This is a genomic window from Sphingomonas yunnanensis, from assembly GCF_019898765.1.
Lineage (GTDB): Bacteria > Pseudomonadota > Alphaproteobacteria > Sphingomonadales > Sphingomonadaceae > Sphingomonas > Sphingomonas yunnanensis.
Genome location: NZ_JAIOKB010000006.1, coordinates 121,220 through 145,444 on the forward strand (window position 1 = coordinate 121,220; position 24,225 = coordinate 145,444).

Annotated in this window: 26 protein-coding genes; 8 read left to right on the forward strand and 18 right to left on the reverse strand. The window is 71.0% G+C overall.

Annotation, left to right across the window (positions count from 1 at the left end):
• The first annotated feature begins 65 nt into the window (after positions 1-65).
• From ykgO to K7957_RS16020, 4 genes are all read left to right on the forward strand, one after another.
• Entirely contained in the window at positions 66-191 is a 126-nt protein-coding gene (gene ykgO, locus K7957_RS16005) for a type B 50S ribosomal protein L36 (protein WP_003046794.1), read from the forward strand.
• Between the two features lie 8 nt (positions 192-199).
• A complete protein-coding gene (locus tag K7957_RS16010) occupies positions 200-853 on the forward strand; it encodes an HAD family hydrolase (RefSeq protein ID WP_223013176.1) in 654 nt (217 codons plus the stop codon).
• Positions 854-1,048: 195 nt separating this feature from the next.
• Positions 1,049-1,966, forward strand: a complete 918-nt coding sequence (locus K7957_RS16015; RefSeq protein WP_343228435.1) for an EamA family transporter — start codon at positions 1,049-1,051, stop codon at positions 1,964-1,966.
• 63 nt (positions 1,967-2,029) lie between these two features.
• Entirely contained in the window at positions 2,030-2,407 is a 378-nt protein-coding gene (locus K7957_RS16020) for a DUF4440 domain-containing protein (protein ID WP_223013177.1), read from the forward strand.
• Positions 2,408-2,654: 247 nt separating this feature from the next.
• Here the strand turns inward: K7957_RS16020 and K7957_RS16025 are convergent, their stop codons facing one another.
• Complete coding sequence (locus K7957_RS16025) at positions 2,655-4,163, reverse strand: ATP-binding protein (RefSeq protein ID WP_343228439.1); 1,509 nt, start codon at positions 4,161-4,163, stop codon at positions 2,655-2,657.
• A gap of 388 nt (positions 4,164-4,551) precedes the next feature.
• Here K7957_RS16025 and K7957_RS16030 point away from each other — a divergent pair, with 388 nt between their 5' ends.
• Positions 4,552-5,295 carry a YebC/PmpR family DNA-binding transcriptional regulator gene (locus K7957_RS16030; RefSeq protein ID WP_223013181.1) on the forward strand — a complete coding sequence of 248 codons (744 nt, stop codon included), beginning with the start codon at positions 4,552-4,554 and terminating at the stop codon, positions 5,293-5,295.
• 64 nt (positions 5,296-5,359) lie between these two features.
• Entirely contained in the window at positions 5,360-5,866 is a 507-nt protein-coding gene (ruvC, locus tag K7957_RS16035; protein ID WP_223013183.1) for a crossover junction endodeoxyribonuclease RuvC, read from the forward strand.
• A 153-nt stretch (positions 5,867-6,019) separates the two neighbouring features.
• Here the strand turns inward: ruvC and K7957_RS16040 are convergent, their stop codons facing one another.
• The 8 genes from K7957_RS16040 to K7957_RS16075 all read right to left on the reverse strand — a co-directional run bounded on the left by K7957_RS16040 (position 6,020) and on the right by K7957_RS16075 (position 12,020).
• Positions 6,020-6,934 (reverse strand): DUF1176 domain-containing protein, encoded by a 915-nt coding sequence (locus K7957_RS16040; protein ID WP_223013185.1) that lies wholly within the window; start codon positions 6,932-6,934, stop codon positions 6,020-6,022.
• A gap of 299 nt (positions 6,935-7,233) precedes the next feature.
• Positions 7,234-8,148 carry a hemolysin family protein gene (locus K7957_RS16045; protein WP_223013187.1) on the reverse strand — a complete coding sequence of 305 codons (915 nt, stop codon included), beginning with the start codon at positions 8,146-8,148 and terminating at the stop codon, positions 7,234-7,236.
• Between the two features lie 9 nt (positions 8,149-8,157).
• Entirely contained in the window at positions 8,158-8,667 is a 510-nt protein-coding gene (gene ybeY / locus K7957_RS16050; protein WP_223013189.1) for an rRNA maturation RNase YbeY, read from the reverse strand.
• 1 nt (position 8,668) lies between these two features.
• Positions 8,669-9,064 (reverse strand): type II toxin-antitoxin system VapC family toxin, encoded by a 396-nt coding sequence (locus tag K7957_RS16055; RefSeq protein ID WP_246617173.1) that lies wholly within the window; start codon positions 9,062-9,064, stop codon positions 8,669-8,671.
• Complete coding sequence (locus K7957_RS16060; protein ID WP_223013191.1) at positions 9,064-9,318, reverse strand: type II toxin-antitoxin system VapB family antitoxin; 255 nt, start codon at positions 9,316-9,318, stop codon at positions 9,064-9,066. Before K7957_RS16060 ends, K7957_RS16055 begins: the two co-directional genes overlap by 1 nt.
• 48 nt (positions 9,319-9,366) lie before the next feature.
• Entirely contained in the window at positions 9,367-10,368 is a 1,002-nt protein-coding gene (locus K7957_RS16065) for a PhoH family protein (RefSeq protein WP_223013193.1), read from the reverse strand.
• A 129-nt stretch (positions 10,369-10,497) separates the two neighbouring features.
• Positions 10,498-11,376 (reverse strand): hypothetical protein, encoded by an 879-nt coding sequence (locus tag K7957_RS16070; protein WP_223013195.1) that lies wholly within the window; start codon positions 11,374-11,376, stop codon positions 10,498-10,500.
• A gap of 56 nt (positions 11,377-11,432) precedes the next feature.
• Entirely contained in the window at positions 11,433-12,020 is a 588-nt protein-coding gene (locus tag K7957_RS16075) for a TetR/AcrR family transcriptional regulator (protein ID WP_223013197.1), read from the reverse strand.
• A 123-nt stretch (positions 12,021-12,143) separates the two neighbouring features.
• On the opposite strand from K7957_RS16075, the gene K7957_RS16080 reads away from it, so the two are divergent.
• The gene (locus K7957_RS16080) at positions 12,144-12,536 is read left to right on the forward strand and encodes a RidA family protein (RefSeq protein ID WP_223013199.1); all 393 of its coding nucleotides are present in this window, start codon (positions 12,144-12,146) and stop codon (positions 12,534-12,536) included.
• Positions 12,537-12,679: 143 nt separating this feature from the next.
• Here K7957_RS16080 and miaB read toward each other — a convergent pair whose 3' ends face one another.
• From miaB to K7957_RS16120, 8 genes are all read right to left on the reverse strand, one after another.
• The gene (miaB, locus tag K7957_RS16085) at positions 12,680-14,017 is read right to left on the reverse strand and encodes a tRNA (N6-isopentenyl adenosine(37)-C2)-methylthiotransferase MiaB (RefSeq protein ID WP_223013201.1); all 1,338 of its coding nucleotides are present in this window, start codon (positions 14,015-14,017) and stop codon (positions 12,680-12,682) included.
• Positions 14,008-14,751: a lysophospholipid acyltransferase family protein gene (locus K7957_RS16090; protein WP_223013203.1), complete on the reverse strand. Its 744-nt coding sequence runs from the start codon at positions 14,749-14,751 to the stop codon at positions 14,008-14,010. The genes miaB and K7957_RS16090 overlap by 10 nt, the downstream gene beginning before the upstream one ends.
• 169 nt (positions 14,752-14,920) lie before the next feature.
• Positions 14,921-15,340: a Fur family transcriptional regulator gene (locus K7957_RS16095; protein ID WP_219755267.1), complete on the reverse strand. Its 420-nt coding sequence runs from the start codon at positions 15,338-15,340 to the stop codon at positions 14,921-14,923.
• Between the two features lie 151 nt (positions 15,341-15,491).
• Positions 15,492-15,956: a ribosomal protein S18-alanine N-acetyltransferase gene (rimI, locus tag K7957_RS16100; RefSeq protein ID WP_343228436.1), complete on the reverse strand. Its 465-nt coding sequence runs from the start codon at positions 15,954-15,956 to the stop codon at positions 15,492-15,494.
• An 8-nt stretch (positions 15,957-15,964) separates the two neighbouring features.
• Positions 15,965-16,600 carry a tRNA (adenosine(37)-N6)-threonylcarbamoyltransferase complex dimerization subunit type 1 TsaB gene (gene tsaB / locus K7957_RS16105; protein ID WP_223013206.1) on the reverse strand — a complete coding sequence of 212 codons (636 nt, stop codon included), beginning with the start codon at positions 16,598-16,600 and terminating at the stop codon, positions 15,965-15,967.
• Between the two features lies 1 nt (position 16,601).
• Positions 16,602-17,192: a malonic semialdehyde reductase gene (locus K7957_RS16110; protein ID WP_223013208.1), complete on the reverse strand. Its 591-nt coding sequence runs from the start codon at positions 17,190-17,192 to the stop codon at positions 16,602-16,604.
• 44 nt (positions 17,193-17,236) lie between these two features.
• The gene (locus K7957_RS16115; RefSeq protein WP_223013210.1) at positions 17,237-17,809 is read right to left on the reverse strand and encodes a NifU family protein; all 573 of its coding nucleotides are present in this window, start codon (positions 17,807-17,809) and stop codon (positions 17,237-17,239) included.
• A 214-nt stretch (positions 17,810-18,023) separates the two neighbouring features.
• The gene (locus K7957_RS16120) at positions 18,024-18,881 is read right to left on the reverse strand and encodes an aspartyl/asparaginyl beta-hydroxylase domain-containing protein (RefSeq protein WP_246617174.1); all 858 of its coding nucleotides are present in this window, start codon (positions 18,879-18,881) and stop codon (positions 18,024-18,026) included.
• A gap of 176 nt (positions 18,882-19,057) precedes the next feature.
• On the opposite strand from K7957_RS16120, the gene K7957_RS16125 reads away from it, so the two are divergent.
• The gene (locus tag K7957_RS16125; protein ID WP_223013212.1) at positions 19,058-22,021 is read left to right on the forward strand and encodes a M16 family metallopeptidase; all 2,964 of its coding nucleotides are present in this window, start codon (positions 19,058-19,060) and stop codon (positions 22,019-22,021) included.
• Positions 22,022-22,346: 325 nt separating this feature from the next.
• On the opposite strand, the gene K7957_RS16130 is transcribed toward K7957_RS16125, so the two are convergent.
• On the reverse strand, positions 22,347-24,179 hold the full coding sequence (locus K7957_RS16130; RefSeq protein WP_223013214.1) for an AMP-dependent synthetase/ligase: 1,833 nt from the start codon (positions 24,177-24,179) through the stop codon (positions 22,347-22,349).
• Positions 24,180-24,225: the final 46 nt, after the last annotated feature.

The window sequence follows — 24,225 nt, forward strand, 5'->3', positions numbered from 1 at the left end:
ACTTTCCACCCCTCGCTCTCTAGGCGGCGCGCTTTCCCTATTCTCTCGACAGAAGCGCCACCGCCATGAAGATCCGCAACAGCCTCAAGTCGCTCAAGGACCGCCACCGCGACAATCGCGTGATCCGTCGCCGCGGCCGCACCTACGTCATCAACAAGACCAACCGTCGCTTCAAGGCGCGCCAGGGCTGAGCCCTGACGTGACGTCGGCGGTCACCGTCCCGACGTCGGTGATCTTCGACGTCGGTCACGTCCTCTACGACTGGGACCCACGTGCGCTTTACGGGCGTCTGTTCGACGACGAGCAGGCGCTCGACTCGTTCCTGGGCGAAGTCGCGACGCGCGATTGGCATTTCCAGCACGACGCCGGCCGACCCTTCGTCGAGACCAGCGCCGAGCTCGCCGCGCTGTACCCGCAGCACGCCGCGATGATCGCTCTGTGGGGGCCGCGCTTCGGCGAGCAGATCCCGGGGCCGATCCCGGGCATGCCCGAGCTGGTCGAAGAGCTCGACTTGCGCGGCGTGACGCTGTTCGCGATCACCAACTTCTCGGGCGAGTTCTTCGCGCCGTTCCGCGCGCGCGAGGCAGCACTGTTCGACCGCTTCCGCGACATCGTCGTCTCGGGCGACGAGCGCGTGGTCAAGCCCGACCCCGCGATCTTCCACCTCGCGCTGCGCCGCTTCGCGCTCACCGCCGACCAGGCCTTCTTCGTCGACGACAATGAAGCGAACGTCGCCGCGGCGCGCGCGCTCGGCATCCGCTCGCACCTGTTCTCCGCGGCGGAGCCGCTGCGTGCGGAGCTGACCGCGCTCGGCCTGCTGGATGATGCGCATGGTCAGGCAGCGGCCGACTGATCCTGCTCTCCATGGCGCTGCGCGAACGTCGCTGGCACTCTCCCGGTGTGTTCCCGCGAACGCGGGAACCCAGGGTCAAGCAGAACGACGACGGTCACGCTGGCACCGTCTGGGCTCCGGCGTGCGCGGGAGCACGATGGTGTGTCGCAGGGACGTTCTGCCTGCGACGAATTGCGATGGTCGCGAGGATCTGAGGTGAGCACGTTCCCGACCACCCCCGTCGCGGTGCCGCCGCGCCACCTGCTGCTCGCGCTCGCCGTGGTGGCGGTATGGGGCACCAACTTCGTCGTGATCCGGGCCGCGCTCGACGTGCTGCCGCCGCTCGCCTTCGCCGCCTGCCGCTTCGCGCTCGCCTTCCTGCCGGCGCTGTTCGTGCCGCGCCCGAAGGTGTTGTGGCGCTCGCTCGCCGCTTATGGCCTGCTGATCGGCGCGGGGCAGTTCGGGATGCTGTTCCTGGCGATGGACGGCTGGATCTCGCCCGGACTGGCGAGCCTGGTGGTGCAGAGCCAGGTGTTCTTCACCATCGGGCTCGCGATCATGCTGAGCGGTGAGCGCGTGCGCGCCTATCAGCTCGGCGCACTGGTCCTGGCGAGCGCGGGCATCCTCACCATCCTCGTCCATAACGACCGCGCCGCCACCCCGCTGGGGATCGCGCTGACGATCGCGGCGGCGATCAGCTGGGCGGGCGGCAACCAGGTCGCGAAGGCGAGCGGCACCACCGACATGCTCGGCTTCGTCGTCTGGTCGAGCGCCTTCGCGGTGCCGCCGCTGGCCGCCGCCGCGCTGCTGGTCGAGGGCGCGGCGCCGATCGCAGAGGCGGTGCAGCGCGCCGGGCCAAGTGTGTGGGCCGCGGTAGTGTGGCAGGCGGTCGGCAACACGTTGTTCGGCTATGCCGCCTGGGGCTGGCTGCTGGCGCGCCATCCCGCCGCGACGATCACGCCGAGCGCGATGCTGGTGCCGGTATTCGGCATGGGCACCTCGGCGCTGTTGCTGGGCGAGCCGCTGCCGGGGTGGAAGCTGCTGGCCGCCGCGTTGGTGCTGGGCGGGCTCGCGCTCAACCTGCTGTGGCCGCGCGTCAGCGGCTATCCTTGGCGGCGCGGCGCGGCGGGCTGAGCCCGGGCGGAACGATCGCGCGTTCGCCTCGCTTGGATCAAGTCCAGTGAGGGAGCAGGGAATATGGAAGACCAGCGCGTGTGGGCGTTCGAGGAGAGCCTGTGGACCGCCGACGCGGACCATTATCGTGAGTCGATCGACGAATCGGCGCTGATGGTGGTGCCGCAGCCGCCTTACGTGCTCGAGAGCGCCGCGGCGGTGGAGGCCGTGAGCAAGACTCCGCGCTGGGACGCGGTGCGCTTCAGCGACCAGCGTATCGTGCGGCCGCAGGAGGGACTGATCGTGGCGGCCTATAAGGTCGAGGCGTCGAAGGGTGGGGGCGAGACCTATGTCGCGCACTGCACCTCGACCTATCGCCGGATCGAGCACGAGCGCTGGACCGTGGTGCAGCACCAGCAGACCCCGCCGCTGGTGGCGGAGGCGAAGCTGGAGGCGGGGTAAAGCCATTTAGGTTGAGCGGCGCGCGTGTGGAGAACCGCCTCCACCACGCGCTCCGCGAGCGTGAGGGCTTTGGCTTGCCCCGGCGAGCCAAGATGGTGTCCGGGGGACACCATCTCGCCCTTCCGCCCCCTCTGCGTGCCGGGGAGGATTGCGCTCCTCCCCGCATGGCGGAGAGAGGGGCCGGGCCGCGCCGCGACGCGGCGTGGAGGAGGGGGCTCTCCGCGTACGACCACGCCTTTAAGTGCCCCTAAGCCGCCTCCGCCGCCCCCGTCGTCCAGCCCAGATGCGGGATCGTGATCGAGCGCTTGCCCGCCATGTCGGTGCGCGTGACGAACAGGTCGCGACTCTCGATATAGCCGATCAGCCGCTTCACCCGCCCGAGCGAGCTCGTCCCATAGGTATGCGCGATCGCCTCGTCCGAGGGGCACGGCTCGCCGTCACGCGCCGCCTTCGCCACGAGCAGGAAGGCGCCGAGCATGTCGTCGGGTAGCCCCTGCGCCAGCGCCAGCGCGCTCGCCCATTCCTCCGCCTGCGGGGTGAAGATGCCGGCGCGCGCGCACGACAGCCGGCGGCTGAAGGCGGGAAGGTCGAGCGCCGGGCGCGCCACGCCCGTCATGCGGCAGCGCACCTGGAAGTCCTGGAACAATATCGCGGCGGGCCGCCCCGCGCTCTCCGTATCGGCGACGATCGCGCGCAGCACCTCGGCGTAGACCGCCTCGACCTCCTCCTCGGAGCGGTCGGGTAGCGCAGGCGCGGGCACGCTCGCCGTGGCCGACGCGGCGAGGTCGGCGAGCAGCTCCTCGCTCGGCACGCGGCGCGGGCGCGGGTCGAACGAGAGCGGCAGAGCGGGCGCCGCCTCGGGAGTGACGTCGAGCAGCGCCTGGACGTCGACGCTGTCCGCCTTGGGCAGCGGCACCAACTTGGGGCTGCCGCTGCGCGCCTGAGTCTCTACCGCGCCGATCTTCACCGTCAGCGGGCGGCGCGACACCGCGGGGCCGAGCGCCAGGAAGGTGCCGCGCGCGAGGTCGCGGATCACGTCGGCCTGGCGCCGCTCCATGCCGAGCAGGTCCGCCGCGCGGGCCATGTCGATGTCGAGGAAGGTGCGGCCCATGAGAAAGTTGCTCGCCTCGGCCGCGACGTTCTTGGCGAGCTTGGCGAGCCGCTGCGTCGCGATCACCCCGGCGAGCCCGCGCTTGCGGCCGCGGCACATGAGGTTGGTCATCGCCGAGAGCGAGGCGCGGCGCACGTCCTCGGCCACCTCGCCGCCGGTGGTGGGGGCGAACAGCTGCGCCTCGTCGACCACCACCAAAGCGGGGTACCAATGCTCGCGCGGCGCGTCGAACAAGGCGCCGAGGAAGCCCGCGGCGCAGCGCATCTGGCCCTCTGCTTCCAACCCCTCGAGGCTGAGCACGACGCTGGCGCGATGCTCGCGCAGGCGCGCGGCGATGCGCGCGATCTCGCGCTCGGCATAGTCCGCGCCCTCGATCACGACATGGCCGTAACGCTCGGATAAGGTGACGAAATCGCCCTCGGGATCGATCACCACCTGCTGCACCTGCCCGGCCGAGCCCTCGAGCAGCCGGCGCAGCAGGTGCGACTTGCCCGAGCCCGAATTGCCCTGGACGAGCAAGCGGGTGGCGAGCAGTTCCTCGAGATCCATTGTCACGGGCGCGCCCGACGGATCGGTGCCCATGTCCACGCTGACGGTCATTGCCGCCGCCTGTGCCCGATGGGACGGAGTCGGGGCAAGCGCGATGATGGACGCACGAGACGCACGCGACAGCGCGCGCTCACCACGCAGGGGACGCCACGACACCCGCCGCGCTCGCTACCTTTTCGCATCTTCGCGTGAGCATCGATCTTGTGTTCACGCGAGGACGCGAGGACGCGAGGACGCGAAGAGGTAGCGCGTGACGATCAGGACATCGCCCCTAGCAAGCCCTCGCTGCGCCTCCGCGCCTCCGCGCGAACCAACCAGCGCTCCGCCCACGGCACGCGTACGGTCCGTGATGATCGCGCAGAGACGCAGAGGCGGGGGAACGCGGAGATGGTGGTGTTGCCGCTGCGCGGCGGGATGGCGCCCCCGCTCTGGCATCGCAGGCCCGCGCGGGATAAGGGCTCGAGATTACCCGCTAGAGGCAGTCATGGCAGGCCATTCCAAATTCAAGAACATCATGCACCGCAAGGGTGCGCAGGATAAGAAGCGCTCGGGCATGTTCTCCAAGCTCAGCCGCGAGATCACCGTGGCGGCGAAGATGGGGCTGCCCGATCCCGACATGAACCCGCGGCTGCGCGCCGCGGTGAACGCCGCCAAGGCGCAGTCGATGCCCAAGGACAATATCCAGCGCGCGATCGACAAGGCGAGCAAGGGCGACACCGAGAATTACGAGGAGATCCGCTACGAGGGCTTCGGCCCCGGCGGCGTGTCGCTCATCATCGAGGCGCTGACCGACAATCGCAACCGCACCGCCACCAACGTGCGCACCGCGGTGTCGAAGAACGGCGGCAACCTCGGCGCGAGCGGATCGGTAAGCCACGCCTTCGACCGCGTCGGGCTGATCACCTATCCCGCGACCGCGGGCGACGCCGAGAAGGTATTCGAGGCCGCGCTGGAGGCGGGCGCCGAGGATGTCACCTCGAGCGACGACGGGCATGAGATCTGGGCCGCGGTGGCCGACCTGCACGAGGTCGCCAAGGCGCTCGAGCCGGTGCTGGGCGAGGCGGAGGGCGCCAAGCTGGCGTGGCGCCCACAGACGATGGTCGAGGTCGGCGAGGACGAGGCGGCGACGCTGTTCAAGCTCATCGACGCGCTCGACGACGACGACGACGTCCAGACCGTGTGGGGCAATTACGAGGTCTCCGACGCGGTGATGGAGAAGCTGGGTTGATGACGGCCTCTCCGGCTCCGGAGAGGTCAAGATCCTCCCCGCCGTGCGAGGAAGATCTAAGACGATGATCATCCTCGGGCTCGACCCCGGTCTCGGCACCACCGGCTGGGGCGTGATCCATGCCGACGGCAATCGGCTGAGCCACGTCGCCAACGGGCAGATCCGCACCGACCCCTCGATGCCGCTGCCGCGCCGCTTGTCCAACCTCCATGCCGCGCTGACCGACGTGATCCTCGCCGAGCGTCCCGACTCCGCGGCCGTGGAGGAGGTGCTGGGCAACACCAACGCGCAGTCGACGCTCAAGCTGGGGCAGGCGCGCGGCGTGGTGCTGCTCGCCGCGGCGGGGGCGGGGCTGGCGATCGGCGAATATCACCCCTCCACGGTGAAGAAGGCGGTGGTCGGCACGGGTGGCGCGGAGAAGCGCCAGATCCAGGCGATGATGGCGGTGCTGCTGCCCGGCGCCAAGCTCGCCGGCCCCGACGCCGCCGACGCGCTGGCGGTGGCGATCACGCACGCGCACCATCTCGCCAGCGCCGAGGGCATGCGCCGCCGCGCGCGGGTGACGGCCTAGCGCCCGTGTCAGCCAAGTTACAGCGTATTGCCGCACACGGGGAGCCCAGAGACGCGGGCGTCGGCTTCGGTGACCCTGGGCTCCGACGTTGGCCGGAGCACGTGGAAAGTCAGAGAAGGTACATCGAGGCGCCGCGGCGGATAGCTCTGGCCCTCAGTGTACCGCCACCGCGGCGCGCCAGGTCGTGATCACGTCCTCGTCGCCGCTGGCGTCCGGCAAGGCGGCGTCGTGCTGCTCGAGCACTAGGCGGAAGCGCGCGCCGTCCCAGGCATATTCCTGGCGCAGCAGGCCCGGCGCGCTGACCAGGCGGCGGCGCGCCGGGTCCCAGCTCGGCGGGGTCGCGGCGGGCGCCCGGTCGGTCGTAGCGGCGATCGCCGGTCCCTTCGGCGGCAGCAGGTACAGCGCCGCGAGCCCGTGCGTCGCGGCACAATCAGGGTCGAGCGCCAGCAGCGTGTGCGCGGTGTCGAGCCGCCAGGTCCGTGCCGCGGCGCAGTCCGCGGCGGCGCGGCCGAGCAGCTTGCGCGCGTCCCTGGCGGAGAAGCGACGCGGCGCCTCGCCGGTCACCTCGGGCTGATCGACGATCGGCAGCGGCGGCACGGCGGCGATCGCGGCGGCGCTGCCCTCGCGCCCCTGCCCCGCGTCCATCGCGCGCAGCGTCGCGCCGAGCCCGGCCAGCGAGGCGCCGGCGAGCACGTGTCGCTTCGACGCGAACAGCGTCACGCGTCGGCCGCGCAACAGCGCCGCGGCGAGCCTGCCCTCGAATGGCAGCGCCAGACCGCCCCCGCTGCCGGGCGCGATCAGCTGCGCGAGCGGTCGCCCGTCCACGGCGAGTGTGACCCGGCTGGCCGCCGCGACGCTGACGGGAAGCGACACGTCGAGCCGCGCCGGCGCCATTGCCATGCCCTCGCGCCGCAGCACCAGCCGCAGCCGCGGCTCGCTGCCGCCGCTCTCGCGGACCAGCGCCTCGCAGGCGTGCTGATTGTCGCAGCCGAGGATCCAGTCGCCATGAGTAGCGGGCGCGGCCGGCGCCGTGGCCTGGAGCAGCAGCGCGGCGAGGAGAGACGCCATCCAACACCTCCGATCCCTGCGGACGGCAGGGGTGCCGGGAGTAGAACGCCGCGAGGTAAATAAATCGTTAAGTTCGGCGGCAGTCTCGAGTGCCAGCGATGAAGGGGAAGGGGTTGGGTCGCCGACGTGGGGGGCACGCCGGCGACCCCCGACCCAGCTGCCTGTCGGGCGACCCGAAGGGCTTACTCGGTCGGTTGCGCGTGGGGGGCGGCGCGCCGCCCCCGAACCGTCGCCGCGGCGCTAGCTCAACCCGGCGCCGCTCGGCAACCCCGTCGGGCCTCGCTTCGTCGCGGCCCGCCTCAGGCGTCGACGTCCTCCGGCTCGGGTACCGGGGGATGAAGTCGCAGGCGGTTGATCCGGCGCGAGTCGGCGTCGACCACCTCGATCCGCCATCCGCTCGGGTGATCGACGCACTCGCCGGCCTCGGGCACGCGCCCGGCGAGCACCGCGGCGAGGCCGCCGATCGTGTCGACGTCGCTCTCCGCCTCGGCGAGCCGCGCGTCGACCGTCTCGCCGACATCCTCCAGCTCGACACGGGCGTCGACCTCCCAGGCGCCGCCGTCGAGTGGGACGATCAGCACCTCGGGCGCGTCGTCATGCTCGTCCTCGATCTCGCCGACGATCTCCTCGATGAGATCTTCGATCGTCACCAGCCCCTCGGTGCCGGAATATTCGTCGAGTACGACCGCCAGGTGGATCCGCGACTGGCGCATGTCGGCGAGCAGGTCGAGCGCGCCGCGGCTCATCGGCACGTACAGCGGCTGTCGGATCAGCGGTGTTATCGTCGCGGGCGGCTCGCCGCCGCGCGCCAGGATCGCGAACGCGTCCTTGATATGGACCATGCCAATGATGTGGTCGAGGTTCTCGCGATACACCGGCAGGCGGCTCACCCCCGCCTCGGCGAACACCTCGACCAGGTGCGCGAAGCTGGTCGCCTCCTCCACCGCCACGACGTCGGCGCGCGGCACGCCGATGCCGCCGGCGTCGCGCTCGCTGAAATGGAGCAGGTTGCGCACCATCTGGCGCTCGAGCGGGGTGAGATCGCCCTTCAGATCGGGCGCCGGGTCTTCCTCGTAGCGGTCGATCGCTTTCTCGAGCACCTCGCGCAGCGTCGCCTCATGCGGTTCGCCGAAGATGAGGTTGCGCAATCCCGACCAGATGCCGGGCTCGTGATGGTGGTCGCCGCTACCGGCGCTACTTCGGTCGTCGGCCATCGCCGTTCGTCAGTCCTCGCGTATGAGATAGGGGTCGGCGACGCCGAGGTCGGCCAGCGCGGCGCGCTCGATCTCCTCCATCGCGTCCCCCTCGTCGTCGGTCATGTGGTCATAGCCTAGCAGATGCAAAGTGCCGTGCACCACAAGGTGCGTGAAATGATCGCCGACCGCGATCCCGCGCTCCGCCGCCTCCCGCGCGCAGACGCCGTGCGCCAGCACGATGTCGCCGAGCAGCAGCTCGCCGTCGTCCGAATTCTGGCTGACGGTGGCGAGCAGGTCGGGCTGCACCATCGGGAAGGACAGCACGTTGGTGGACTTGTCCTTGCCGCGATACTGGCGGTTGAGCGCGTGGACCTCGGCGTCGTCGGCGAGCCGTACGCTCACCTCGACCGCGGCGGGGGTGGTGAGCAGCTCCCCGTGCGGCGTGTGGGCCACGGCCGCGCGCGCGGCGGCGAGCGCGCGCTGCTCCCACGTCTCGTCGGGCCAGGGCTCCTCGCGGGTGAGTTCGACGTGGATCATGTCAGGCGAGGTCCGTGTGCGAGAAATCGTCGCCCTTGTAGAGCAGGGCGGCGCGATGCGTCGTGGCGCAGGCATAAGCGAAACAATCGCCCATGTTGAGCCGGGCGGGGTGGCCGGTGCCCTTGCCGTAGCGCTGATAGGCAGCGAGCGCGGCATCGAGCTCGTCCTGTGCGATCGCCACCATCTCCAGCCGCAGCCTGGCAGCGGTGTGTCGAACCTCGGCGAGGGCGATGGCGATCGGGAGCTTATACGAATGCGCGAGCGCCGATACTGCCTCCCAGCATGCCATGGGCGACCAGAGGGCGCGATCGTGATCGACGAGGCGGTCAAGCAGCGCCGGTCGATCGGGCTCCGCCTTGCAGATCGCGACCAGCGCCGAGGCGTCGACGAAGATCATCAGTCCGCTTCGTCCCAGAGACGATCGTAAAACGCTTTGTCGGCCGGACCGCCGGTTTCGGGCGGCAGCGGATGGTCGCGCCGCCACGCGTCGAGGTCGGCGATCAGTATGGCCACGCTGGAACGCTCGGGAAGACTGCGCTCGAGCGCCACCAGCGCGCGTCTCACAGCATCGGTCTTGCTCGTCCCGAGCCGTCGAGAGACGCGGTCGGCCAGCGCGGCGGTCTCAGAATCCTTGATATAGAGCGAGGCCATCGTCACCCTCCGGGATATCCTCTCACGTAAGATGGATATCCCGCTGCATCAAGCTTCCCTACCTTCGTAGGCCTCCACGATCCGCCCGACGATCGGATGCCGCACCACGTCGCCCGCGGTGAAGCGGCACAGCGAGATGCCCTCCAAGCCCTCCAGCCGGAAGGTCGCGTCGGCCAAGCCGCTCGCCGCGACGCCGCCGGGCAGGTCGGTCTGGTTGGGATCCCCGCAGATCACCATCCGGCTGTTCTGGCCGAAGCGGGTGAGGAACATCTTCATCTGCGCCGGGGTGGTATTCTGCGCCTCGTCGAGGATCACGAAGGCGTCGGCCAGCGTGCGGCCGCGCATGAAGGCGATCGGCGCGATCTCGATCTCGCCGCTGGCGATGCGCCGCTCGACCTGCTCGGCGGGGAGGCAGTCGTGCAGCGCGTCGTACAGCGGGCGGAGATAGGGATCGACCTTCTCCTTCATGTCGCCGGGCAGGAAGCCGAGCTTCTCGCCCGCCTCCACCGCGGGGCGCGACAGGATCAGCCGCTGCACGCTGCCCGAGATCAGCTGTGAGACCGCCTGCGCCACCGCGATATAGGTCTTGCCCGTGCCCGCCGGGCCGAGCGCGAAGATCATCTCGTGCGAGGTCAGCTCGCGCATGTAATGGGCCTGCGCGGGGGTGCGCGGCACGATCGTCTTCTTGCGCGTGCGGATCATCACCGAGGGCGCGCCGCTGCCCGAGTCGGCGCGGATGATGCCGTCGAGCACCGGCTCGGCCGCCATCGCGATCGCGGCGTCGACCAGGCCGGTGTCGACCTCCTCGCCGCGCTGGATGCGATGGTACAGGTCGTTGAGCGTGTCGCGCGCGAGCGCGACCTGCTCGGCGGTACCCTCCAGCCCGACGCGGTTGCCGCGCGCGGTGATATAGACGCCGAGCCGGTTCTCGAGCGCCACCAGATGCTGGTCATATTGGCCGAACAGCTGGCTGAGCAGCTGGGGCTTGTCGAACAGCAGCTCGACGCGGGAACGCTCGCCGGATTGGGCGGGAACGGGCTTTCGGCTCATGCGGCTCCTTGCACGGCGACGGACGCGCCGGTTGAGGCGGGAGATAGGCGCGAGGGGCGGTGACGCAATGGCATCGCCGCCGAGTGTGGCAGCCACGACGCCGCGAACAAGCCGAAATCGCGCGTGCGCCTAACCGAAATCGAGCGGCGCGGGCGTGCCGCGACGGTACGCCGTGGCGGGTGCATCGAGCGGGAACTGGTATCGGGCGAGCTGCGCGAGGTGGCGCCGCAGCGCGGCGTGCAGATCGGCGCCGACCGCCTCGCCCGCGGCATCGCCGAGCCAGTCGGCGCGCAGCACCAGGCCCGCGGCCGTCACCTCGACCGCGGCGTCCAGGCCGTTGAAGCGCCGCCGCACCGTCGCCTCGGGCAGATGGAGCGCCGCCGCGACGAGGCGGCGGCGCACCGGCTGCCACGCCGGCGCGTTCTGTTGGGGCGGCGCGGTGGCGCGGCGCAGCGCGAGATCGGCGACGAACGTCGCGGCGTTGCCGGCCAGCAGCGCGGCGAGCAGCACCCGGTCGAGCGGCTTGGGGCAGCGGGACTGATCCGCCGCCGCGGTCGCGAGCGCGAGATCGGCGGTGACGCGCAGCCCCTGCACCCAGTCATATGGCCCCGACATCGCGGTGAGCTCCGGCAGCAACGCGGCCGCGGCGAGCCGCTCGATCAGGGCGACGGTGCGGTCGTGGACCAGCGCCAGGCTCGGCCACAGCGCTATGTCCTCCAGCGGCCTGCCCGCCGTGATCATACCCCCCGCGACGCGGCGACATCGCCCCGTCGCGGCGAGTGCGGCGACGTGGCGGCGCGCCGTCTCGAACGGCATCGCCAGCGTCTCGCCCACGCCGAGCACCGGCGTCGGACGACCGCCGTCCAGCGTGCGGCGCAACAGCAGCAGGTAGATCAGCACCCGCTCGACGCGCGCGCCGAGCACCGGGGTCAGCGCGGCGACCACGCCTGCCAGCAGCTCGGCGAGCAGGCAGCGGATCATCAGGGTAGGGGGAAGAGTGCCGGTCACCCCGCGCAGCCTCGCCGCACCCGACGGTCGCGTCCAGCGCCTCGCGCCGGCTTGGGTCAGCGCGCGCGCAGCCCCTCGGCCATCAGCGCGAAGGCGTCGAGCGCGCGCGGCAGCGCCACCGCCTGGTCGTCGCTCGCGGCCACCCACAGCGCAGCGTTGAGCGCGGCACCGCTCAGCAGCCGCGCCGCTGCCTCGACGTCGACCGCGCGCATCGTGCCCGCCGCGACGAGGCGCGCGACCGTGTCCCGAGTCTCGGCGAGGCAGGCGTTCTGGCTCGGCCAGCGCGACGGGTCGCCGAGCACGGCAGGACCGTCGAGGAGCACGATGCGGCGCACCTCCGGGTCGAGTGCCATCTCGATATAGGCGGCGGCCTCGGCGAGCAGCGCTTCCCAGTCGTCACCGACGGCCGCCGCCGCCGCCCGCGCACGCGCCGCCATCTCGCCGTCGACCTGCGCGACCACGGCGGCGAGCAGCCCCTTCTTGTCGCCGAAGCCGTGGTAGAGTGCACCGCGTGTCAGTCCCGCCGCGGCGGTCAGTTCGTCCATCGAGGCGCCCGCGAAGCCGTGAACGGCGAACGCCGCGCGGGCGGCCGCGAGCAGTCGCGCGCGATTGGCCTCGGTCGTCTCGGCGCGTCGTCCCGCCATCCCGGATCACCTCTTTCGCATACGAACTGTATGTGAGTTGACATACGCCGCGTATGATCTCACCTACACAGTGTATGTTGAAGGGCGGGCGCCATCCAGTGCCCGCCTCACAGGAGAGAAATGATGAGCCAGCGTGACGTCATCGACCTGCCCCAGCGCCACGCGCTCTACGACGCGCATGGCTATTCGCCCGCTGTGCGCGCGGGCGAGCTGCTGTTCGTCTCCGGCCAGGTCGGCAGCCGCGACGACGGCTCGCCCGAGCCCGAATTCGAGCCGCAGGTGCGGCGCGCCTTCGCCAATCTCGGCAACGTACTGGCCGCGGCCGGGCTCGGCTTCGACGACGTGGTCGACGTCTCCACCTTCCACACCGATCCGACGACGCAGTTCGACACGATCATGAAGGTGAAGGGGGAGGTCTTCGGCGCCGCGCCCTATCCGACCTGGACGGCGATCGGTGTGACTTGGCTGGCGGGCTTCGACTTCGAGATCAAGGTGGTGGCGCGGCTGCGGTCCTGAGCCAGCCGATCGCGCCCCGGCGCAGGCCGAGGCGCGTGTGGAAAAGCCGCGATGGGGCTCAGTAGCTACTGTCACCTGGGCCTCGGCCTTCGCCGGGACACGCGCGGGACGGCGGCGACGCCCCCCCGGCGCCACGACCGGCCTCACGCTGCGTCGCGGAGCGCCACCTCTCCGGTGAGCGAGTTCGGCCCCGCCGCCGCCAACGTCACCTCCACCAGGTCGCCGATCGCGTGGTCGCCGACGAGATGGACCGACTGGAGCCACGGCGACTTGCCCAGCCACTGACCCGGCAGCTTGCCGCGGCGCTCGATCAGCAGCGTGCAGCGCCGCCCTACCGAGTCGGCGTTGAAGGCGGCCTGGTCGCGGTTGAGCGCCGCCTGCAATCGCTGCAGCCGCTCGTCCATCATCTCGGCCGGCACCTGGGCGGCGAGGCCGGCGGCGGGGGTGCCCGGGCGCGGCGAATATTTGAAGCTGAACGCCTGGGCGTAGCCGACCCGGTCGACGAGCCGCAGCGTCTCCGTGAACTCGGCCTCGGTCTCGCCGGGGAAGCCGACGATGAAGTCGCCCGACAGGGCGATGTCGGGCCGCGCGGCGCGGACGCGGTCGAGCAGGCGCAGATAGCCGTCGACCGTGTGCGCGCGGTTCATCGCGCGCAGCACGCGGTCGCTGCCCGCCTGCACCGGCAGATGGAGGAAGGGCATCAGCGACTCGACGTCGCGATGCGCGTCGATCAGCCCCTGCGCCATGTCGTTGGGGTGGCTGGTGGTGTAGCGGATCCGTGCGAGCCGGGGCAGCCGGTCGAGCGCGACGATCAGGTCGTGCAGCCCACGCCCGTCCTCGTCGCTCCAGGCGTTGACGTTCTGCCCCAGCAGCGTGATCTCGCGCGCACCGGCGTCGACCAGCGCGCGCGCCTCGTCCAGGATCGCCGCATACGGGCGGCTTACCTCGGCACCGCGCGTGTAGGGCACGACGCAATAAGTGCAGAACTTGTCGCAGCCCTCCTGCACGGTGAGGAAGGCGCTCGCGCCGACGCGGCGCCGCGCGGGCAGGCTCGCGAACTTGGACGCGAGCGGCATGTCGGTGTCGAGCGCCGCCTCGCCGGCCGCGGCGCGCGCGACCAGACCGGGCAGGTTGTGGTAGGACTGCGGGCCGACCACCACGTCGACCTTCGCGCGGCGCACGATCTCGTTGCCTTCAGCCTGCGCGACGCAGCCCGCAACCGCGATCATCGGGGCGTCCGCGCCGCGCTCGCGCGCCCGCTTGCGCAGCCGGCCGATGTCCGAATAGACCTTCTCGGTCGCCCTCTCGCGGATATGGCAGGTGTTGAGCACCACCAGGTCGGCGGCGTCCGCGTCCGCGGTGCCGACCAGCCCCTCGGCCGCCATCAGCTCGGCCATGCGCTCGCCGTCATAGACGTTCATCTGGCAGCCGAACGACTTGACGTGGAAGGTCTGGGGCGGGATCTTGGCAGTCACGGACATGGCGCGCGCTCTACCGGAAACGCGCCCGTCTCGCTACCCGCGGCCAGGATGCGGCGGCGTGCCTCGGCGGCGATCGCCTTGCGGTCGCCGGCGGGAGCGAAGGGTTCGAGGAAGGAGAGCGTCGCCACGAAGCTGCCGCGCCGTTCCAGCACGCGGCGCGCGTGGGCGGTGCCGGGCTCGTCACCGACCCAGGCGAGGTCGCGCGCCGCGGGCTCATAGTCGATCCGCACCGGCTGGACCATCAGCCCGGGCGGCGGCGGGTCGAGCGCGGCGAGCAGCGCGGCCTTGAACGGCAACAGCGTCGCGCCGTCGCTCGTCGTGCCCTCGGGGAAGATCGCGACCGGCTGGCCGCGGGTGAGCGCGGCGCGCAGGGCGGCGACCTGGTCGGCGATGCCGAGCCGGTCGCCGCGGCGGACAAAGATGGTGCGGTTGAGCGTGCACAGCCAGCCGACCAGCGGCGCCGCGCGCAGCTCCGCTTTGGCCACGAAGGCGCAGCCGCTGACGCCGGCGAGGAGGAGGATGTCGAGCCAGCTGAGATGGTTGGCGAGCAGCACCGCGTCGCGTCGCAGCGGCGTGCCGAGAGCGCGCGCGCGCGCCCCGAACAGCCGCGCCGAGACGCCGAGGAAGCGCCGCGGCCAGGGCGAGCGCGCGCGCACCAGCCGCCACAGGCCGTGGAGCAGCAGCGCGAGCAGCAGCCAGGCGACGAGCGCGACGAGACGGAGGTAGGCGATCACGCGGGGAGCGACCCGATCGCCGGGCGGGCGAAGAGCGACAGCGCCCACTCTTCCATGTTCCCCGGCGAAGGCCGGGGTCCAGTTGGGTAATCGTCAGCGAGAAACACGTCTGCCTTCCCACCTGGGCCTCGGCGTCCGCCGGGGAACGGTGCTAAGGACCCCGCCCGACTCACTTTTTGGCGAGCGAGACGCCGTACAATTCCATGCGATGGTCGACCAGGCGGAAGCCGAGCCGCTCGGCGATCGCCTTCTGCAGAAGCTCGAGCTCGGGATCGACGAACTCGATCACGCGGCCGCTCTCGACGTCGATCAGGTGATCGTGGTGCGCCTCGGGCGAGGGTTCGTAGCGCGCCCGCCCGTCGCCGAAGTCGTGCCGGTCGAGGATGCCGGCCTCCTCGAACAGCCGCACGGTGCGATAGACGGTCGCGATCGAGATGCCGGGGTCGATCGCGGAGGCGCGCGCATAGACCTTCTCGACATCAGGGTGGTCCTCGGCCTCCGACAGCACGCGCGCGATGATGCGCCGCTGCTCGGTGATGCGCAGCCCCTTCTCCTGACAGAGTGCTTCGAGATCGATCTTACGGGCCATGCGCACCCATGTAGTGCGTCCAGCTTGTTGCGAAAAGCGCTAGCGACTCGCAAGAAGGGGAATTGCTGTGATCAGAGTGAGCTGCTCCCGGGAGATAGCGTAGCGACGGAGGCGCTCGGCACCCGCTCCATCTCTCCGAGTCACTGGCCGCTCACTCCAGCGCGAGCGCGTAGGTGTGCGCGTCGAAGGTCTCACCCGCGCGGCTGCGGTAATAGTCGCGACGTACTCCGGCGCGGCGGAAGCCGTGCGCGGCGTAGAGCGCCACCGCGGGATTGTTGGCGCGCACCTCGAGGTGGAGCCGCCTGACGCCGCGCCCGCGGCACTCGGCGACGGTCGCGCGCAGCAGGGTGGCGCCGATGCCGGTGCGCGCGTGCGCCGGGTCGACCGCGATCAGCAGCAGCTCGGCCTCGTCCATGATCGCGCGGCTCAGCGCGAAGCCGACCACCGTGCCCTCGACCCGCGCCAGCGTCAGCCACACGCCCGGCATCGCCAGGATGCCGACGCACTGGCTGCGCGTCCATGCCTCGCCGTAGCGAGGGTCGAAGGCGGCGCCCATCACGCGGTCGATCGCCTCGGCGTCGGCAGCGGCCCCGGCGGCGAGCTCGACCAGCCGCACGCGCGCGCTCACGACGCGAGGCGCGGCGCCGGCGGCTTGGCGTCGGGTGCGCGACCGTAGAAGGGCGCCGGCGGCAGCGCGCGCTCGCCGGCCGGGAGCAGCAGCGCGTGCGCCGCGTCGGGCAGCGCGGGGCGATCGGAGACGGTAGAATCGAGCGCGGCGAGCCAGCGCGTGCCGGTGCCGATCGCCGCGGCACCGTCGAGCTGGGCCAGCGCCGCCGCTGGCGTCAGCGAGCGAGGCGCGTCGAGCGGCCGGAACGGGCGAGCGAAACGCTGCATGAAGACTTCACCGTGCCCGCCTTCGGCGATCACCGCAAGAGCCGCAAAATCCGTGTTTTCGGCCATTGCGGCGGCGGCGATCAGCGCCAGCGCGCCGTAGCCCGCCGCCTCCGCGCCCCAGCCCAGCGCCAGCGCGCGCGCCGCCGCGATGCCGACGCGAATGCCGGTGAAGCTGCCGGGACCGACGTCGACCAGGATGCGTGTCGCGCGGCCGCCGTCAGGCAGGCCCGCGATCATCGGCACGAGCCGCTCGGCATGGCCCCGCCCGACCTCCTCGTGCGCGCGCGCGATCAGGCACTCGCGCTCGAACAGCGCGACCGAACAGGCCGCAGTGGCGGTGTCGATGACGAGCAGTCGATCGCGCACGTCAGGCGAGGCGGTTGAACGTCTCGAAGGCCGGACGCGGCAGCCGCTCGTGCAGCGTCGCGGTGTCGCCGTAGCCGAGTGTGGCGATGAAGTTGGTGCGGACGTTCGGCACGTCGGCGAAGAAAGCCTTGTCGACCGCACCGCCGTCGAAGCCCGACATCGGCCCCACGCCGAGCCCGAGCGCGCGCGCCGCCAGGATCAGATAGGCACCTTGCAGCGACGAGTTGCGGAAGGCCGAGGCCTCGCGCAGCTCGCGATTGCCGTCGAACCAGCTCTTGGCGTCGACGTGCGGGAAGAGCGTGGGGAGATGCTCGTGGAACTCGGTGTCCATGCCGATCACGACGCTGACCGGCGCGGCGAGCACCTTGTCCTTGTTGGTGGCCGAGCAGGCGGCGGCGAGCCGCGCCTTGGCATCGTCCGACAGACACCATACCAGCCGTGCGGGCAGCTGGTTGGCCGAGGTCGGCGCCATCTTCATCAGGTCCCAGATCGCGTGAAGCGTCTCCTCCGGCACGGGCTCGTCGCGATAGTGATTGAAGGTCCGTGCGGTGCGGAACAGCTGGTCGAGCGCGGCGTCGTCGAGCGCGGGCATGGCGGTCCTGTCGTTGGGAGAGGGGAGGCGATCGGGCGCGCGCGTCAGACCGCGCGCACCTCCGTAACTTCCGGGACGTAGTGACGCAGCAGCTGCTCGATGCCGTTCTTCAGCGTCGCGGTGGAGGAGGGGCAGCCCGAGCAGGCACCCTGCATCCGCAGGAACACCTTACCCTTGTCGAAGCCGCGATAGACGATGTCGCCGCCGTCGTTGGCGACCGCGGGACGGACCCGGGTGTCGATCAGCTCGCGGATCTGCGCGACAATGTCGGCGTCGGCGGGATCGTCGCTGAACGCCTCTTCCTCGGCGGGTACGCTGAAGTCGGCGCCGCCGGTGCGGAACAGCGGCATCTGCGCGGTGAAATGGTCCATCAGGATCGCGAGCACGTCGGGCTTGAGCTCGCTCCAACTCACCCCCGGTGCGGCGGTGACCGAGACGAAGTCGCGCCCGAAGAACACGCCGGTGATGTCGCCCAGATCGAACAGCGTCGCGGCGAGCGGGCTGGCCTCGGCTTCCTCGGGTGTGGCGAAGTCGCGCGTACCCGCGTCCATCACGATGCGGCCGGGCAGGAACTTCACGGTCGCGGGGTTCGGCGTGGCTTCGGTCTCGATCAGCATGCACGGCTTGTGGCGCCTCGCGGGTGGGGGATCAAGCGGGCGCGGCGAAAGGGATTGTTTTGTGGGAAAGAGATCCTCCCCGGCACGGGGAGGGAGACCGCGACGCGCAGCGGCGTGGTGGAGGGGGCTCTCCCTGAGCGTTGTGCTGCGTGGAGAGCCCCCTCCACCACTCGCCTTCGGCGAGCGGTCCCCCCCCCCGCCATGCGGGGAGGAGTTACCCGTCCAGCTGCTGCACCGCCGCGTTCCACTTGGCGACGTTGGCGCGTGCCTCCTGCACGAAGGCGGAGCGCTTGACCGCGCCGAGGAACAGGTCGGCGACCCACTTTCCCGGGTTGCGCAACGGGCGCTCGAACTGGATCAGCAGCACCACCCGGGTGCCCGCGGTGTCGTTCCACACCTCGTGACGATAGGTGTCGTCGAACACCAGCGTCTCGCCCTCGGCCCAGCGTACGACGCGGTCGTCGACGCGCATCCGCACGTCGCCGTCGCGCGGCACGATCAGCCCGAGGTGACAGGTGATCAGCCCCTTGGTGACGCCGCGATGATCGGGGATGTGAGTCCCCGGCGCGAGGATCGAGAAGAAGGCCGAATTGAGCCCCGGGATCTGCTCGATCACCTCTCGGGTGCGCGGGCAGCGCGCCAGATTGTCGTGGATCGGATAGCCGTAGCCATACAGGAAGAAGGAGCGCCATTTGTTGACCTCGGCGATGGCGCGATGGTCGGGCGAGATCGTCGCCAGGCTCGGCGCCGCGTTGCCGACGAGCGCCACCGCGCGCGCCTCGTCGCGGATCGCTTCCCAATGCTCGCGCAGCAGCGCGGTCCAGGCGAAGTCGCGCACGTCGAGGACGGGGACGTTGGGAATGAGCGAAGAGCGCGCGATCAGCCGGTCGAACACGCCGCGCAGGTGTTTGCCGACGCGGATCAGCAGCGGCCGGTTGGCCTCGGCCCGCATCGCCGCGCCGGGCACGGGCGCGCCGGAGATCACGTTGAGGTCGGGCACCAGCACCGCGTCGGCCGCATCGCCGCTGTCCTGCCACATCGGTGCCTGCGCCAACCGGCGGTCGTGCTTCATCGGTCCGTCCTCGTCGCGCCGGCACCCGCGCCGCCGCTCCTCGCTCATCGAGCGGCTAAACCCGCATCAAGACCAAAACGTGGCATCGGCTTGGCAAAGGCTTGCTGTGGAACGGGAAAGGATCGTTTCGCCGGCGTGAGTTGCCGCCGCGCCGCGGCCGCCCTACAAGCCAGGCTATGAAGTCGTATGCGCGCGTGCTCGCGAAGCCGCTCGTCGCCCTCCTGCTCGTGTCCGTGTCGCTGCCGCTCCCCGCGCAGCAGCGCGCGCGCCGGGCGTCGGCGTCTCCCGCCAAGCCCGCCGCCGCGGCCCCGACGCCGGCGATCCGGGTCGACACCTCGCCGTGGCTGTTCAAGGGATCGGACATCCCGCCCGATCCCGAGTGGCATTTCGGCGCGCTGCCGACCGGGCTGCGCTACGCGGTGCGCAAGAACGGCGTGCCGCCCGGGCAGGTGGCGGTGCGCGTGCGGATCGACGCGGGCTCGCTGTACGAGAGCGACGCCGAGCAGGGCTTCGCGCATCTGATCGAGCATCTCTCCTTCCGCGGCTCGCGCTACGTCCCCGACGGCGAAGCGAAGCGCGTGTGGCAGCGCTTCGGCGCCACCTTCGGCTCGGACTCGAACGCCTCCACCACGCCGACGCAGACGGTCTACAAGCTCGACCTGCCCGGCGCGACCGACGTCAAGCTCGACGAGAGCCTCAAGATCTTCGCCGGCATGATGGCCGAGCCTGCGATCACCGACGCGGGCCTCGCCGCCGAGCGCCCCGCGGTGCTGGCCGAGCAGCGCGAGGCGCCGGGCGCGCAGGTGCGCTACGGCGACGCGGTGCGCCAGACCTTCTTCGCCGGCCAGCCGCTCGCGGAGCGCTCGCCGATCGGCACGATCAAGACGCTGGAAGCGGCCACGCCCGCGACGGTGCAGGCGTTCCACGACAGATGGTATCGTCCGGCGCGCGCGGTGGTAATCATCTCGGGCGACATCGATCCCGACGTCGCCGCCCGGCTGGTGGTGAAGAATTTCGGCAGCTGGACCGGCAGGGGCGCCGACCCCGCCGACCCCGATTTCGGCAAGCCCGATCCCAAGGCGCCCGCGACCAAGACGATCGCCGAGCCGTCGCTGCCGCCGGTGGTCGCCACCGCGACGCTGCGGCCCTGGGTCTATCGCGACGACACGATCATCTTCAACCAGAAGCGGCTGGTCGACTTCCTCGCGACTCGGCTGATCAATCGCCGGCTCGAGTCGCGCGCGCGCGCCGGGGGAAGCTTCCTCCAGGCCTCGGTCAGCCTCGACGACGTGTCGCGCTCGGCCAACGGCACCTTCACCAACGTGATCCCGATCGGCGACGACTGGGAGGCGGCGCTCAAGGACGTGCGCGCGGTGGTGGCGGACGCGATGGCGACGCCGCCGACGCAGGCCGAGGTCGACCGCGAGCTCGCCGAGTTCGACGCCGCGATGAAGAACGACGTCGACACCGCGCGCGTCGAGGCCGGCGCCAAGCAGGCCGACGACATGGTCAACGCGCTCGACATCCGCGAGACCGTGGCAGGCCCGAAGACCAGCTACGACATCCTGCAGGCAGCGCGCACCAACGGCATGTTCACGCCCGCGGCGATGGTCGAATCGACCAACCGGCTGTTCAAGGGCGACGTCCAGCGCGCGCTGCTCAACACGCGCACGCCCGACGCCAGCGCCGCGACCAAGCTGGCCGCCGCGCTCACCGCCGACGTCTCCAAGCTGGCGGGCAAGCGCGCCGAGCAGCGCTCGGTCGATTTCTCCAAGGTGCCCAAGCTCGGCACGCCCGGCCAGGCGACCGCGCGCACCACGGTGGGCGACCCACCGATGGAGCAGGTGACCTTCGCCAACGGCGTGCGCGCGCTGATCTACGCCAATCCGTCCGAGACCGGCCGCGTCTACCTGCGCGTGCGCTTCGGGCGCGGCTATCAGGCGCTGCCCGGCGATCGGCCGACCCCGGCCTGGGCGGGCGAGACCGCGCTGATCGCGAGCGGGATCGGCTCGCTCGACCAGGGCGCGCTCGACTCGCTCACCACCGGGCGCCGCATGGGGCTCGACTTCGACATCGGCGACGATTCCTTCCTGCTCGGCGCGCAGACGACACCGAGCGACTATGCCGACAATCTCACGCTGATGGCGGCCAAGCTCGCCGCGCCGCGCTGGGACGGCGCGCCGGTGACGCGCGCGCGCGCGGCGATGCTGACCGGCTATGCCGGGCTGAACTCCTCGCCCGACGGCGTGCTGGCGCGCGACCTCGAGGGGCTGCTGCGCGACGGCGACCCGCGCTGGGGCATGCCGACGCTGGCGCAGATCCAGGCGCTCAACGCGCGCGACTTCAAGAAGCTTTGGCAGCCGCTGCTGGCGACCGGGCCGATCGAGGTGGACGTATTCGGCGACGTCAAGGCCGACGAGGCGATCGCCGCGATCGGCAAGAGCTTCGGCGCGCTCAAGCCGCGCCGCGCGGATGAGGGAACGGGCGCGCCGGTGCGCTTCCCCGCGCACAACGCCACGCCGGTGATGCGCACCCATGACGGCGACGACAACCAGGCCGCGGCGGTGATCGCCTGGCCGACCGGGGGCGGCTCGGCCGACCACGCCGAGCAGCGCCGGCTCGACGTGCTGGCCTCGGTGTTCGCGGACCGGCTGTTCGACCGGCTGCGCTCGGTGGCGGGGGCGAGCTACTCGCCGAGCGCGCAGAGCCAGTGGCCGGTCGGGCTGCCCGGCGGCGGCCGGCTGATCGCGGTGGGTAAGGTGGCGCCCGACAAGGTGCCCTTGTTCTTCCAGCTGTCGCGCCAGATCGCGGCCGAGCTGGTGTCGACCCCGATCAGCGCCGACGAGCTGCGCCGCACGATCGTGCCGATGCTGCAATATATGGCGCGCGCCTCGTCGGGGAACCAGTTCTGGCTGATCCAGACCTCGGGCGGTACGTTCGATCCCAAGCGGATCGAGGCGAGCCAGAGCCTGATCGGCGACATGACCGGCATTACGCCCGAGGCGCTCCAGGCGAGCGCGGCCAAGTATCTGCGGCCGGACAAGGACTGGACGATGGCGGTGGTGCCCAAGGCGGCCGCGGGCGGGGCGGGGGCGGCGACGCCGGCCGGATCGCCGCTCCAGGCCGCGCCGGCAAAGTAGCCCGATCTCGGCCCCCTAAGTTCCCCGGCGAAAGCCGGGGCCCAGTTGGGAGACGCCGGTGAGACACACGACAGATGTTCCAACTGGGCCCCGGCTTCCGCCGCGGCACCTCTGGGCGCCCGCGTCAGGCCATATTGCGCCTAACCTCTCCTCTCCTGTCAGGTGAGGTGGCGCGCGCAGCGCGTCGGAGGGGTGTCGCCGGTGGTGTGTGTCGCGCCTTCCGTCGAGCGGGTCACCCCTCCGTCACGCCTGCGGCGTGCCACCTCCCCTTCCAGGGGAGGATCAACGGTTCTCTAAGCCAATAGCGATGCCGGCTCCTCTACCGCTAGCCGCCGTACAGCGCGTCCAGCCGCGCGCCATAGACCTGGCGCAGCACGTGGCGGCGGATCTTGAGGCTGGGGGTGAGCTGCTCGTTCTCGATCGTGAACGGCGCGTCCGCGACGATCCAGCGGCGCACGCGCTCGGTCACCGACAGGTCCTTGTTGGTGCGGTCCACCGCCGCCTGGAGCGCGGCGCGATAGGCCGGATCGTCCGGCGTCACCGGATCGCGGCGCCCCTGCGCGCGCGCCCAGTCGAAGGTCCATTCCGGATCGGGCACCAGCACCGCCACCATGTGCGGGCGGCGGTCGCCGTAGATCATCGCCTGGCCGATCTCGGGCTGCAGCGTCAGCATGCCCTCCACCTTCTGGGGCGCGACATTGTCGCCCTTGTCGTTGATGATCAGGTCTTTCTTGCGATCCGTGATCCTGATCCGGCCGCGCTCGTCGAGCTCGCCGATGTCGCCGGTGTGGAGCCAGCCGTCCTGGAGCACGCGCGCGGTCTCGGCCTCGTTGCGCCAATAGCCGTGCATCACCAGCTCGCCACGCACCAGGATCTCGCCGTCCGCGGCGATCCGCACCTCGGTCTCTGCGAGCGGCGGTCCGACCGAGTCCATCCGCAGCCCGGCGGAGGGGCGGTTGCACGAGATCACCGGCGCTGCCTCGGTCTGGCCATAGCCCTGCAGGAAGCAGATGCCGAGCGACTGGAAGAACACGCCCACCTCCGGCGTCAGCGGCGCGCCGCCCGAGACCATCGCCTTGATCCGGCCGCCGAACTTGCGCGCGATCTTGCGCTTGAACAAGGTGTCGACGAGCAGCGCGGCGGGGCGGTCGCGCAGCCCCAGCCGCCCCTCGTAGCGCTTGGTGCCGACGTCCAGCGCGAGCCGCAGCAGCTTCTGCGGCGTGCCGCCCTGCTTCTCGATCCCCTTGGTGATGCGCGTCCGCAGCACCTCGAAGAGGCGCGGCACCACCACCATGATCGTGGGGCGCACCTCCTCGATATTGCTGGCGAGCTTCTCCAGCCCCTCGGCATAATAGATCTGCCCGCCGAGCCCGATCGGCAGGTGCTGGCCGCCGCTGTGCTCATAGGCGTGGCTGAGCGGGAGGAAGGAGAGGAACACCTCGTCGTCCCATCCGAAATCCTCGGCGATGATGACGATGCAGCCGTTGACGTTGTGCAGGATCGCGCCGTGATGCTGCATCACCCCGCGCGGCGCGCCGCCCGTGCCCGACGTGTAGATGATGCAGGCCAGGTCGGCGCGGCCCAGCTCGGCGGCGGCGCGGTCGGCGGCGGCGCCCACTTCGGCGGGGTGTTTCTCCACCAGCGCGCGCCAGTCGTGCACCTCAAACGGTGTCTGACCCAGGCGCATCGGATCGATCCCGATCAGTATCTGCGGACGGATCGAGCGCAGGATCGCTGGCATCAGCGTCCGGGCGAGCTTGTCGGTCGAGACGATCACCGCCTTGGCGCCGGAGTTCTCGATGACGTGGGCGTGATCGCGCTCGGTGTTCGTGGTGTAGGTCGGCACCGTCACGCAGCCCGCCGCCATGATCGCGAGGTCGGACAGGCACCATTCGGGGCGGTTCTCGCTGACCAGCATCACGCGGTCGCCGCGCTCCAGCCCGATCGTGCGCAGCCCGGCGGCGAGCCGCGCCACCGTCTCGGCTGCCTCACGCCAGCTGGTCGCGTGCCACGCGCCGTCGCGCTTGCTCCACAGGAAGGGGGCGTCGCCCTTCTCCGCGGCGCGGGTGAAGAACATCGTCACCAGGTTGGGGAAATGTTCGAGGCGTCGAGTGATGGCGCCGCTCCTCTCGCTGATCGTTCCTATGGGTCGCGTCATGCCTGAGATGCGGCGGCCGCGTCCAGCAAGCGATTGCGTCGCCCAC

Bases quoted from the DNA above. Each gene is read 5' to 3' on its own strand.
- K7957_RS16040 (WP_223013185.1), bottom strand. From the start codon at position 6,934: ATGGCGTCTCTCCTCGCCGCGCTGCTGCTCCAGGCCACGGCGCCGGCC.
- K7957_RS16110 (WP_223013208.1), bottom strand. From the start codon at position 17,192: ATGCCCGCGCTCGACGACGCCGCGCTCGACCAGCTGTTCCGCACCGCA.
- K7957_RS16095 (WP_219755267.1), bottom strand. From the start codon at position 15,340: ATGGCCCGTAAGATCGATCTCGAAGCACTCTGTCAGGAGAAGGGGCTG.
- K7957_RS16045 (WP_223013187.1), bottom strand. From the start codon at position 8,148: ATGGCCGACGACCGAAGTAGCGCCGGTAGCGGCGACCACCATCACGAG.
- K7957_RS16125 (WP_223013212.1), top strand. From the start codon at position 19,058: ATGAAGTCGTATGCGCGCGTGCTCGCGAAGCCGCTCGTCGCCCTCCTG.
- K7957_RS16120 (WP_246617174.1), bottom strand. From the start codon at position 18,881: ATGAAGCACGACCGCCGGTTGGCGCAGGCACCGATGTGGCAGGACAGC.
- K7957_RS16060 (WP_223013191.1), bottom strand. From the start codon at position 9,318: ATGGCCTCGCTCTATATCAAGGATTCTGAGACCGCCGCGCTGGCCGAC.
- K7957_RS16130 (WP_223013214.1), bottom strand. From the start codon at position 24,179: ATGACGCGACCCATAGGAACGATCAGCGAGAGGAGCGGCGCCATCACT.
- ykgO (WP_003046794.1), top strand. From the start codon at position 66: ATGAAGATCCGCAACAGCCTCAAGTCGCTCAAGGACCGCCACCGCGAC.
- ybeY (WP_223013189.1), bottom strand. From the start codon at position 8,667: ATGATCCACGTCGAACTCACCCGCGAGGAGCCCTGGCCCGACGAGACG.
- K7957_RS16065 (WP_223013193.1), bottom strand. From the start codon at position 10,368: ATGAGCCGAAAGCCCGTTCCCGCCCAATCCGGCGAGCGTTCCCGCGTC.
- K7957_RS16115 (WP_223013210.1), bottom strand. From the start codon at position 17,809: ATGCTGATCGAGACCGAAGCCACGCCGAACCCCGCGACCGTGAAGTTC.
- miaB (WP_223013201.1), bottom strand. From the start codon at position 14,017: ATGTCCGTGACTGCCAAGATCCCGCCCCAGACCTTCCACGTCAAGTCG.
- K7957_RS16080 (WP_223013199.1), top strand. From the start codon at position 12,144: ATGAGCCAGCGTGACGTCATCGACCTGCCCCAGCGCCACGCGCTCTAC.
- ruvC (WP_223013183.1), top strand. From the start codon at position 5,360: ATGATCATCCTCGGGCTCGACCCCGGTCTCGGCACCACCGGCTGGGGC.
- K7957_RS16030 (WP_223013181.1), top strand. From the start codon at position 4,552: ATGGCAGGCCATTCCAAATTCAAGAACATCATGCACCGCAAGGGTGCG.
- K7957_RS16075 (WP_223013197.1), bottom strand. From the start codon at position 12,020: ATGGCGGGACGACGCGCCGAGACGACCGAGGCCAATCGCGCGCGACTG.
- K7957_RS16020 (WP_223013177.1), top strand. From the start codon at position 2,030: ATGGAAGACCAGCGCGTGTGGGCGTTCGAGGAGAGCCTGTGGACCGCC.
- K7957_RS16055 (WP_246617173.1), bottom strand. From the start codon at position 9,064: ATGATCTTCGTCGACGCCTCGGCGCTGGTCGCGATCTGCAAGGCGGAG.